We start from the raw sequence: 12635 nt of genomic DNA on the forward strand, positions 1-12635 counted from the left end.
GTGCCGGGGTGTCGGCCCGCAGCACAGGGACGGTGAGGCCGGCGGGCAGCGCGGCGGCGGTGGCCGCCGTGCACAGCAGGGCGGCGGGACGGCCCGCCGCGCCGTCGTCCAGGGGCTTGTCCGGTGCGGTGAGGAAGCAGGCGGCACCGGACTTGAGCACGCCGAGCAGGGCGGTCGCGAGGCCGGTCGAGGGCGCGAGGGCCACCGTGACGACGTCCTCGGGCCCCGCCCCGAGCGCGGTCAGCCGCCGGGCCACCGTCTCGCTGTGGGCGTCCAGTTCGGCGTAGGTGAGGATGGCGTCCGGGTCGGTGACGGCCACCTCGTGCGGGGTGCGGGCCACCCGGTCGGCGAGGGCGTGGAGCACCGTTCGCGCGGGCGGCGTGGCCGCCGTGCCGTTCCAGTCGCGCACCACCTGGCGCAGTTCGTCCTGGCCGAGGAAGACGTCGATCTCGCTCAGGCGTGCCTCCGGGCGTGCCGCGACCTGTTCGAGGACGCGCTCGAGGCGCCGCGCGAGGGCGTCGGCCGTGGAGCGGTCGAACAGCTCGGTGGCGTAGCGGAGTCGCCCGTCGATGCCGTCCGGGCCGCCGTCGGGGCGGTGGCGTTCGGTGAGGCCGAACGCCAGGTCCACTTCGGTGGCCGCCGCGCCCGCCTCGACTCGGGTGGTGTGCAGGCCGGGCAGTTCGGACGGGTCCCACTCCTCGGTGCCGTCGTCGCGCAGGTCGAGCCGCACCTGGAAGACGGGGTGGCGGGCCGCCGAGGGCTCGGGCGCGAGGGCGTCCACCAGGCGGGCGAAGGGCATGTCCGCGTGCCCGCGCGCCTCACGTCCGCCTTCGGTCACCCGGTCGAGCAGGTCGCGGAAGGTGGGATCGCCTGAGGTGTCCGCGCGCAGCACCAGCGGCCCCGCGAAGGGCCCCACCACACCTTCCATGTCGCCCTCGCTGTCGCGGCGCGGCAGTTCGGTGGCGAGCAGGATGTCGTTGCCCGCGCCGAGCCGGGTGAGCAGCAGGGCGAGGGCGGCGTGCAGCACCGCGAAGGTCGGCGAGCCGCCGGGTTCGGCGATGTCCAGCAGGCGCTGGTGGGTGTCGGCGGCCACGCGCAGCGGTACGGAGGCCGCGCGGTGGGTGGCGAGGGCGGGGCGCGGCCGGTCGGCGGGCAGCCGGATCTCCGGGGCCGCGTCGGCCAGCGCGTCCTTCCAGTACGCGAGTTCCTCGCCGATCAGGCTGTCCGGCTCCTGTGCGCCCTTGAGGAGCTCCGCCTCCCACAGGGCGTAGTCGGTGAACTGGAGCGGCAGCGGGGCGCGCTGGGGGACGCGTCCCTCGCGCCGTGCGCCGTACGCCGCGCCGAGGTCGCGCACGAGGACGTCGAGGGACAGGTCGTCCGTGGCGATGCGGTGCACGGTGAGCAGCAGCACGTGCTCCGTCTCCGACACCTCGAACAGGTGCTGCTTCCAGGGTGGTTCGGCGGTCAGGTCGAAGGGGAGCGCGGCACGCTCGGTGAGCAGCTCCGCCAGCTCCTCCTCGGTGGCCCGCCGCCGGGAGGGCTCGGGCCGGGCGGCGTCCGGCTCCAGTACGCGCTGCCGCGGTTCCGTACCCCGGGAGCCACCGCCGACGAAGACGGTGCGCAGGATGTCATGGCGGTTTGCCACATCGCCCAGGGCCGCCCGCAGCGCGTCCACGTCGAGTGCGCCGCGCAGCCGCAGGGCGACCGAGGCGCGGTGCGCGGCCGTCTCGCCGCCGAGCCTGCCCAGGTGCCAGGTGCGGAGCTGTCCGGCGGTGACGGGCACCTCGTCGGGCCGGTCCTCGACCGGCAGGAGGGCGGGGCGGGCCTTGGCGGTCAGCATGCGGGCCACGCCCATCGGCGTGGACTCGCCGAAGAGGCGCCGCATGCTCAGCTCGACGCCGAACTCCTCGCGCACGCGGGCCACGAGGCGCATCGCGAGGCCCGAGTCACCGCCGAGGTCGAAGAAGTTGTCGTCGACGCCGACCCGTTCCAGGCCGAGGATCTCGGCGAACAGGGCGCACAGCTTCGTCTCGGTCTCGCCCTGCGGCGCCCGGTCGGAGACCCGCTCGGCGAGGTCGGGCGCGGGCAGCGCCCGGTGGTCGACCTTGCCGTTGGGCGTCAGGGGCAGCGCGTCCAGGACGGTCACCGCCGAGGGGACCATGTACTCCGGCAGGGACGCGGCGGCGTGCTCACGGAGCCGCCGCAGGCCGTCCTCCTGCCCGTCGGGCGCGTCGTACGTCCCGTCGGGCACGACGTAGGCGGTCAGACGCCGGTCCCCCGGGCGGTCCTCCCTGGCGACGACCACCGCCTGGCCGACCGCCGGGTGGGCGGTCAGGACGGCCTCGATCTCGCCGGGTTCGACGCGGTGGCCGCGAATCTTCACCTGCGCGTCCGCGCGCCCCACGAAGCTCAGTTCGCCCCCGGCCGTCCACTGGGCGAGGTCACCCGTGCGGTACATGCGGGCGCCCTCGGTGAAGGGGCAGGCCACGAAGCGTTCGGCGGTCGGGCCGGGCCGCCCGGTGTAGCCGCGGGCGACGCCCGAGCCCGCCACGTACACCTCACCGGTCATCCCGGCGGGGACCGGGCGCAGGAAGCCGTCGAGGACGTACACGCGGGTGTTCTGGACGGGCCGGCCGATCGACGGCGGGCGGCCGGCCGGTGAGGTGCTCTCCTCCAGCGGTACGGCGGTGGCTATGACGGTGGTCTCGGTGGGGCCGTAGGTGTTGCAGACGCGGGCCTGGCCGGTCCAGCGGCCCGCCAGGTCGGCGGTGAGGCGTTCGGCGCCGAGCACCCAGTTGCGCACCCACGGCACGTCGGCCGGGTCGAGGAGGCTCAGCAGGGACGGCACCACGCTGGCCGTGCTCACCCCGGACGAGCGGATCATCCGGGCAAGCGCGGCGGGGTCGGTGCGCTCGTCCTCGGTGGCGATGGCCAGGGTGCCGCCCGCCGCCAGCGTCGTCGCCACGTCCAGGACGGCCGCGTCGAAGCTGAAGGAGGCGAACTGGAGCGCCGTCACGCCCTCGGCCATGGCGAGGACCGGCCGCATGGCCTCGGCGAGGTTGACCACACCCGCGTGCGGCACCGCCACGCCCTTGGGGCGTCCGGTCGACCCCGAGGTGTAGATGATGTACGCGAGCTGGTCCGGCTCGGTGAGGGTGACGGGCGGTTTGGCGGACTGCGCCGCGACGGCCTCCGCCTCCTCGTCGAGACGTATCGCCCGCGCCCCGCCCGTCGCCACCTCGGCCAGGSTCCCCGCCGTGCCGAGGACGACCTCGGCCCCGCTGTCGGCGATCAGATGGGCGAGCCGGTCCCGTGGGTGGGCCGGGTCGAGGGGCACGAAGGCACCACCCGCCTTCCACACCGCGAGCAGGGCCACGACCAGTCCGGTGCCGCGCGGCAGACACAGCCCGACCCGCGTCTCACGGCCCACCCCGGCGCCCGTCAGGTACTGGGCCAGCCGGTTGGCGCGGCGGTCGAGCTCCGCGTACGACAGCGCGTCGGCGCCGCACCGCAGCGCGGGCGCGTCCGGGGACCACCGGGCCCGCTCGTCGAAGGCGTCCACCCAGGTCCCCGGCGGCACCGCGCGCGCGGTGCCGTTCCACTCCTGGACGAGCCGGGTCCGCTCCTCGGGCGCGAGGACGTCGATGTCGGCGATGCGGGTCTCCGGGGCGGCCACCATCTGCTCAAGGACCCGCACGACCCGTCCGAGGATCGCGCGCGCGGTGTCGGGGCCGAACAGGTCGGGCCGGTGGTCGAGTTTGCAGCGCAGCCGCTCGCCCGGGGTGACCACGAGGGTGAGCGGGTAGTGCGAGGCGTCGCGGGCCATGCCCGACGGGCGCATGACCAGCGCGTCGTCCGACGGCGACCCGGCGGGCGGGTGCGGGAAGCTCTCGTAGAGCACCAGCGTGTCGAAGACGGCCGCGGGACCCGCCAGCTTCTGGATCTCCAGGAGACCCACGTGCTGGTGGCCGAGGAGCGCGGTCTGCCGCCGCTGCACCTCCGCCAGGGTGTCGGCCACCGACCGGGCACCGTCCAGCCGCACCCGTACCGGCAGCGTGTTGATGAGCAGGCCCACCATGGACTCCACGCCCGGCAGTTCGGCGGGGCGTCCCGCCGTCGTACTGCCGAACACCACGTCGGTGCGGCCCGCGAGGCGCGCGAGGACCAGCGCCCAGGCGGTCTGCATCACCGTGTTGGCCGTGAGCCCCTTGGCACGGGCCAGCGCCGCGACGCCCCGGGAGAGGTCCTCGGGGAGCTCGGCGACGACGTGCTCGGGGAAGGCGGGCAGCCGCGTCGGGTCCGCGGGCACCACGAGCGTCGGCTCGTCCGCGCCCGCGAGCTCGCTGCGCCAGGCGGCGCGGGCCGCCTCCTTGTCCTGCCGGGCCACCCAGGCCACATAGTCGCCGTAGGACGCCGCCCGCCGCAGCGCCGAGGCGTCCCCGCCCGCCTCGTACACCTGGGACAGCTCACCGAGGAGGACCGGCATCGACCAGCCGTCCATCAGGATGTGATGCAGCGTCATGACCAGGTGGTGGCGGTCCTCGCCGACCCGGACGAGCAGCAGCCGCAGCAGGGGCGCCGCCGCGAGGTCGAAGCGCTGGGCCAGTTCGCCCTCGGCCAGCTCGCGCAGCCGGTCGCGCGCCTCGGCCTCCCCGAGCCCGGAGACGTCCGCCTCGGTCCACGGCACCGTCACGTCGCGCACCACGACCTGGACCAGCTGGGCCCCGCTCACCGGCCGGAAGCAGGCCCGCAGCGCCGGATGCCGGGCCACGAGCGCCTGCCAGGAGGCGCGGAGCCGTGCCGCGTCCAAGGCGCCCTCGATGTCAAGCGCCGACTGCACGGTGTAGACATCGGGCCCCTCGTCGGCGAGGCCGGCGTGGAACAGCAGACCCTCCTGAAGCGGTGAAAGCGGCCACACGTCCTCGACAAGGGATCGGGTCATCGCTCCTACTCCTCATTACGGTTGATGCTCATCGGGAACGGTTTCCCTCGGCGAGAGCCGCTTCGAGCTCCTCGATCTGGTTCTGTGCGAGGTCGAGCAGGGGGAAGTCGGACGGGGTGTGACCGCCCGCGCCGGGATCGGCCGTGTGCGCGGCGATCCCTTCGAGCACCGCGAGCCAGGCGCGGCCGAGCCGCTCGGCACCGGCCGCGTCGAGCACCCGGCCCGGCCAGCTGAGAGTGATCTCCAGTTCGGGTCCGTCCGCGCTGTCCCGGATCACCGCGCCCGCCGCGAGGGCGTGGGTCACGGGCATGTCCGGGGCCGCCGTGCCGCCGACCGCGGTGCCACCGGCGGGCTGCCAGGGCCCTGCGGGTCCCGTACGCGTGCCGGTGGTGAAGCGGCCGAGGTAGTTGAAGCCGATCTGGGGGGCCGGTGCGGCCTCCAGGACCGGGCCGGTCGCGGAGTTGAGGTGGCGCAGCAGCTCGTACCCGAGCCCGTCGCCGGGCACCGCCCGCACCTGCTCCTTCACGGCCTTGACCAACGTACCGGCCGCCGGGCCGCCCGCCATAGCGCTGTCCAGGTCGGCGCCCGCCACGTCCAGGCGCACGGGACGCACGCTGGTGAACCAGCCGACCGTGCGCGACAGGTCGACGCCCGCCAGGTCCTCGCGGCCGTGCCCCTCGACGTCGACGAGCACGCCGGTGCCGCCACCGGGCCGCCAGTGCGCGACGGCGCCCGCGAGGGCGGCGAGCAGCACCTCGTGCACCCCGCAGTGGTACGCGGCCGGGGTCTTCCCCGTCAGGACGGCGGCCTGTTGGGCGGGCACGCGCCAGGACTGGTGGAGCAGCGTCTCGGCGACGTCGGCGCCGGGGTCGAGCGCCCGCGCCCCCAGGGGCTCCTCGCCCGCCCCGAGGAGCTTGCGCCAGTCGTCGAGTTCGGCGACGCGGTCCGCGTCGGACGCCTGGGCCGCGAGGAGTTCCGCCCAGCGCCGGAACGACGTCGGGACCGGGTCGAGCGCGGGCTCGCGCCCCGCCGCCACCGCCTCGCACGCCGCCCGCAGATCGGGCACCAGGACGCGCCAGGACACCCCGTCGACGACCAGGTGGTGCACGGCGAGGACGACCCGGCCGGTCCTGCCGGGACCCGCGTCCACCCATACCGCCCGTACCAGCTCTCCGGCGGCCGGATCGAGCCGCTCGGCCGCCGCGCGGGCCGCGGCCCGCGCGACTTCGTCGACATCGTCGTCCTCATCCGCTGCCACGCGGCTCACCAGCCGTGCCGCGTCGACCGAGCCGCGCTCGCCCACCACCAGCTTCGGCTCCCCGGGCACCGTCCGGGCCCGCAGCATGTCGTGCGCGTCCAGTACGGCGGCCAGGCCCTCGGCGAGGATGCGCGGGGTGAGCCCATCGGGCGCGCCGAGGGTCACCCACTGGGCGAACCCCGGCCGGGCGGCGCGCTCGCCGAACGCCCGCATCACCGGCGTCCACGGCACCTCACCGACCCCGCCGCCATCGGCCTCGGCGGGCCGCCCCGCCACCTCGATGACGGCCGCGAGGCGCTCGGGGGTCTTCTCCTCGAACACCTGCCGCGAGGTCAGCACGAGCCCGGCGCCGCGCGCCCGCGAGGCCAGTTGCATCGACATGATCGAGTCGCCGCCCAGCTCGAAGAAGCTGTCGTCGACGCCGACCCGGTCGAGCCCGAGCACCTCGGCGAACAACGCGCAGACGACCCGCTCCGCCTCGGTGCGCGGCTCCCGCCCGCCGCTCCTTGCTGCGAAGTCCGGGGCGGGCAGGGCGGCCCGGTCCACCTTCCCGTGGGGTGTCAGCGGCAGCCGCTCCAGCGGCACGACGGCCGTGGGCACCATGTACTCCGGGAGCCGCTGGGCGAGGAAGGCGCGGAGGGCGGCGGGGAGATCGGCGGCGCCCGCACCGGCCCGCCCCGCCGCGACGACGTACGCCACCAGGCGCCGGTCGCCCGGCCTGTCCTCGCGGGCCGCCACCACCGCCTGCGTCACGTCCGGGTGCTCGCCGAGGGCCGCCTCGATCTCCCCCGGTTCGATCCGGTGGCCACGGATCTTGACCTGCTCGTCGGCGCGGCCCGCGAAGACCAGTTCACCGCCGTCGGTCCAGCGGACCACGTCCCCGGTCCGGTACATCCGCTCGCCGCCGGAGCCGTAGGGGCAGGCCACGAAGCGTTCGGCGGAGAGTCCGGGGCGTCCGAGGTAGCCACGGGCCAGGCCGGGCCCCGCCACGTACAGTTCGCCCGCCACCCCGGCGGGCACCGGCAGCAGGAAGCCGTCCAGGACGTAGGTGCGTACGCCGGTCATCGGACCGCCGATGGGCACCACATCGCGGCCCGGGGCCAGCGGGGCGCTCATCGTCGCGCAGACCGTCGTCTCGGTCGGCCCGTACGCGTTCACCATCCGGCGGCCCGCCGACCACCGGTCCACCAGGCCCACCGGGCACGCCTCACCGGCCACCACCAGCGTCTCCAGGCGCTCCGGCAGCGAGTCCTCCGCCGCCAGCACGCTCGGCGGCACCGTCACATGCGTCGCCCCCGCCCGGTCGAGCGCCTCGCCGAGGGAGACCCGGGGCGGCAGCGCGTCCGGCGGCGCCAGGACCACCGAAGCGCCGGAGAGCAAGGCCATGCACAGCTCGGAGACCGCCGCGTCGAAGCTCGGCGAGGCGAACTGGAGCACCCGCGACTCCGCCCGCACCCGGAAGCGCTCGATCTGCGCACGGGCCAGATTGCCCAGCCCCATGTGCGTCACCACGACGCCCTTGGGCCGCCCCGTCGAGCCCGAGGTGTGCACGACGTACGCCGCGTGGGCCGCCGTCAGCGGCGCGAGGCGCTCCCCGTCATCCACCGGACCCGCCGGGAGCCCGGCGATCTCCCCGGCCACCGCCGGTTCGTCGGTCACCACGACGTGCCCGCGGAAGTCACCCGGCACCGCGTCCCGCGTGGCCGTGCCGCACACCAGGACCTCCGGCGCCGCGTCGGCGAGCACCCGCGCGATCCGGTCCGCCGGGTACGCCGGGTCCACCGGCACGAAGACCCCGCCCGCCATCGACACCGCGAGCAACGCGACCACCAGCGGCACCGAACGCCCCGAGACCACCGCCACGCGGCGCTCGGGACCGACGCCCAGGCCGATCAGATGCCGCGCCAGGCGGGCGGCCTCCCCCGCGAGCCGCCCGTAGGTGAGCGACCGCTCCCCGTCCTCGGCGGCGACCACGTCCGGGGTCCACGCGGCCTGCCGCCGGAACAGCTCCGGCAACGGCACACCGGCCGCCGCGCACTCCGTACGGTTCCACTCGCCCACGACCCGTTCGCGCCCCTCGGCGCCGAGCACGTCCACCCGGCCCACGGGCACCGCCGGATCGGCCACCACCTGCTCAAGGATGCGCACCAGCGAGGCGACCATGTCCTCGGCCCCGGCCCGGTCGAAGACATCGGGCCGGAAGACGAGGTCACCCCGCATCCGCTCGCCCGGCGACACGACGAACGTCAGCGGGTAGTGCCCCATGTCGCGCGGCGCGCCGACCGGCCGTACGGCGAGCGCCTCGGGGCCCGGCGCCGCGGCGGGCGGGAGCGGATAGTTCTCGTACACGACGAGCGTGTCGAACGTCGCGCCGGGCCCGGCCAGTCGGTGGATCTCCGCGAGCCCCACGTGCTGGTGCCCGAGCAGCCTGACCTGCCGCTCCTGGAGGTCGGTGAGCAGGTCGGCCACGGACTGCCCGGCCGCCAGGGTCACCCGCACCGGCAGGGTGTTGATGAACAGACCGATCGCCGTGTCCGCGCCCGGCAGGTCCGTCGGCCGCCCGGCGACCGTGGCGCCGAACACCACGTCCGTCCGTCCGACGAGCCGGGCGAGCAGCAGCGCCCAGGCGCCCTGCACCACGGTGTTCTGCGTCAGGCCACGCGCCCGCGCCAGTTCCGCGAGCCCCCGCGACAGACCGGCGGGGAACTCGAACCGCACCCGGTCCGGTTCCACCGGCACGACGGCCGACTCGGCGGGCACGACCAGCGTCGGCGCTTCGAGCCCGGCCAGCTCCGTCCGCCACGCGGCCCGCGCGGCGTCCCCGTCCTGCCGGGCCAGCCACGCCAGGTAGTCCCCGTACGAGGCCGCGGGCCCGTCCTCGCGACCGCCGCCCGCCTCGTACGCGGCATACGCGGCGGAGAGGTCGCCGATCAGGACCGGCAGCGACCAGCCGTCCATGATGATGTGGTGGCTGGTGAGCACCAGCCGGTGCCGGTGCTCACCGAGCCGCACGAGCAGCAGCCGCAGCAGCGGCGCCGACGCCACGTCGATGCGGTGCGCCCGCTCGCTCTCGGCGAGCCGCTCAAGACCGGCGAGCGCCTCCGCCTCCGGGCGCCCCGACAGATCGGCCTCGCGCCACGGCAGCGGCACGTCCTGCGCCACGACCTGCACGGCCTCGCCCGACGCGAGACGGTGGAAGCCCGCCCGCAGGATCGGGTGCCTGCGCAGCAGCGCCTCGCAGGCGGCCCGGAGGCGACCGGTGTCGAGGGGCCCGTCGAGCGCCAGCATGCGCTGACTCTCATAGAGGTCCGGGCTCGCATCGTCGAAGGTGGCGTGGAACAGCATGCCCTGCTGCAACGGCGACAGTGGCCACACGTCCTCCAACGCCGGTACGGCGGCCTCCAGTTCGGCCACTCCCTCCTGCGTCAGCGTGTCGAGGAGCGGGAAGTCCGAGACGGTGTGTCCGCCCGCGCCGGGTCCGGCGGTGTGCAGGGCGAGGCCGCCGAGCAGATCGAGCCAGACCTGTCCGAGGCGCTCGACGTCCGCCTCCTCGAAGAGCGCGGCGGGCCACCCGACGCTCACTTCGAGCGCGGGCCCGTCCGGGGTCTCCCGCACCACCGCGCCGATGTCCAGGGCGTGGGCGACGGGCGTCCCCGGGTCGACAGAACCGCCGATCGCGGCGGCCCCGGCGGGCTGCCAGGGCTCGGCCGCTGAGGTGTGCGGCGCGGCGGCGGCGAAGCGACCGAGGTAGTTGAAGCCGACCTGCGGGGCGGGTGCCGCCGCCAGTGCGGGGGCGGTGTCGGGGTTGAGGTGGCGCAGCAGATCGTGGCCCAGCTTGTCGCCGGGCACGGCCCGCACCTGCTCCTTGACCGCCTTGACCAGCTCACCGGCGGCGGGACCACCGGCGAGGGCCTGCGGCAGATCAACTCCGGTCACATCGAGCCGCACCGGATGCGACCCGGCGAACCAGCCGACCGTACGGGACAGATCCACGTCCCCGAGCGGCTCCCGCCCATGCCCCTCGACATCGACGACGACCACGCGCCCACCACTGGGCCGCCACGCGGCGACGGCACCGGCCAGCGTGGCGAGCAGTACGTCGTCCACGCCGCAGTGGAAGGCCGTGGTCGTACGGCCCACCAGGGCGGCGGCCCGCGCGGGCGGCACGTTCCAGGTGCGGCGGAGTTGGGTGGCCGCGGTGTCGGTGGCGGGGTCCAAGGGGCGCTTGCCGAGGGGTGACGCGGTCGCGTCGGTGGCGTCGGTCGCGTCGGCGTCGGTGGCGTCGTCGGTCGCGTCGGCGGCGTCGGTGGCGTCACCGAGGAGTGCGAGCCAGTGCGGGAGTTCGGCGGTGCGGTGCTCGGCGACCGCTTCGGCGGCCAGGAGTTCGGCCCAGCGCCGGAAGGACGTTCCGGCCGGGTCCAGTACGGGCGCCCGGCCTGCGGCGACCGCCTCGCAGGCGGCCCGGAGATCGGGGGTCAGCACGCGCCAGGACACTCCGTCGACCACCAAGTGATGCACACACAGCACCAGACGGCCGGGCACGTCCGGCCCCGCGTCCACCCACACCGCCCGCACCATCACCCCGGCCGCCGGGTCGAGCCGACCGGCGGCCTCCCGCGCGGCCCTCGCCGCTACCTCGTCCACCTGGTGGCTGTCGGCCTCGACACGGGACACGAGGCGGACCGCGTCGACGGAACCCGGCTCTCCCACGATCAGCTTCGGCTCACCCGGCACAGTGCGGGCCCGCAACATGGCATGCGTATCCAGCACGGCGGACAATCCCGCCGCCAGAACATCGAGCCCAAGACCGGCCGGAGCGACCAACGTCACCCACTGCGCGAACCCGGGCCGCACCGCCCGCTCCCCCAACGCCCGCATCGCAGGCGTCCAGGGCACCTCACCCACTCCGGCATCGTCGATCGCGGGCCCCTGCCCGGCGGCCACGTCCGCCACGACGGCGAGGCGTTCGGGTGTCTTCTCCTCGAAGACCTGGCGCGGAGTGAGCACAAGCCCCTTCCCACGGGCCCGCGAGGCAAGCTGCATGGAACTGATCGAGTCACCGCCCAACTCGAAGAAGCTGGCGTCGACGCCAACCCTGTCGAGCCCAAGCACCTCGGCGAACAGGGCACACAGCACCGCCTCCGCCTCCGTACGCGGCGCACGGTCACCCGCCCGCTCGGCAAGATCGGGCGCGGGCAGCGCCACCCGGTCCACCTTGCCGTTCACCGTCAACGGCAGCGCGTCGAGCACCACCACAGCCGCCGGAACCATGTACTCCGGCAACTGCGCCCCCATCGCGGCACGCACTGCCTGAACGTCCACGTCCTCGGCGTCCGTCACGATGTAGCCGACGAGGCGTTTGTCGCCGGGCCGGTCCTCGCGTACGACCACGGTCGCCTGCCGTACGTCGGGATGCGCGGCCAACACCGCCTCCACCTCACCCGGCTCCACCCGGAAACCCCGGATCTTCACCTGGTCATCCGCGCGCCCCGCGAACAGCAGCTCTCCCTCGTCCGTCCAGCGGGCCAGGTCACCGGTCCGGTACATCCGCACGCCCGGACGGAAGGGGCAGGCCACGAAGCGCTCAGCGGTCAGCTCCGGCCGCCCGACATAACCGCGCGCCACACCAGGCCCCGATACGTACAGCTCCCCCGTCACACCGGGCGGGACCGGGCGCAAGAAGCCGTCCAGGACATAGGTGCGTACGTTGCCCAGGGGCCGCCCGATCGACGGCGGCGGGTCCCCGGGACCCACCGCAGCGGCCACCAAACCGGCCGTCGCCATGACCGTGGCCTCGGTCGGACCGTAGGTGTTCCACAGCCGCGCCTGCCCCACCCACCGGCTGGCCAGATCGGCGGTCAACAGCTCTGCACCCAGCACCCAATTCCGCACACCCGGCACGGCAGCCGGGTCCAGGACCCCCAACAGGGACGGCACGACACTGGCCGTGCTCACACCCGTGCGGTCGATCATCGCCGCCAGCAAGCCCGGCTGGGCCCGCTCCTCCGCCGACGCGATCGCGAGCGTCCCACCACCCGCCAACGTCACCGCCACATCCAACACCGCCGCGTCAAAACTGAACGACGCGAACTGCAACACGGTCGCACCCTCCGACACACCCAACGCCGGACGCATCGCCTCAGACAGATTCGTCACGCCACCCTGCGCGACCGCCACACCCTTCGGACGACCCGTCGAACCCGAGGTGTAAATGACGTACGCGAGCTGATCAGGGCCGATGTACGTACGCAGCGGCTCGTCGGACTGCTCGGTCACCTCCGGGTCGTCCAGGCGTACCACCCGCACCCCACCCACCGGCAGCGTGTCAGTTGCTCCGAGTACGACCTCCACCCCACTATCGACCACCATGAACGCAAGCCGCTCCGCCGGATACTCCGGGTCCAGCGGTACGAACGCTGCCCCCGCCTTCCACAC

Annotated in this window: 2 protein-coding genes; both read right to left on the reverse strand. The window is 74.9% G+C overall.

Translation table 11 applies throughout. The features are described 5' to 3' along the window. A partial coding sequence (locus AB8Z36_RS16945) for an amino acid adenylation domain-containing protein (RefSeq protein WP_369214147.1) occupies nt 1-4942 on the reverse strand: 4942 nt, incomplete at its 3' end. Nucleotides 4943-4970: 28 nt separating this feature from the next. After that, nucleotides 4971-12635, reverse strand: coding sequence for an amino acid adenylation domain-containing protein (locus tag AB8Z36_RS16950; RefSeq protein ID WP_369214148.1), 7665 nt, complete (start codon nt 12633-12635; stop codon nt 4971-4973).

Source organism: Streptomyces flavofungini, from assembly GCF_041028215.1.
Taxonomy (GTDB): domain Bacteria; phylum Actinomycetota; class Actinomycetes; order Streptomycetales; family Streptomycetaceae; genus Streptomyces; species Streptomyces flavofungini_B.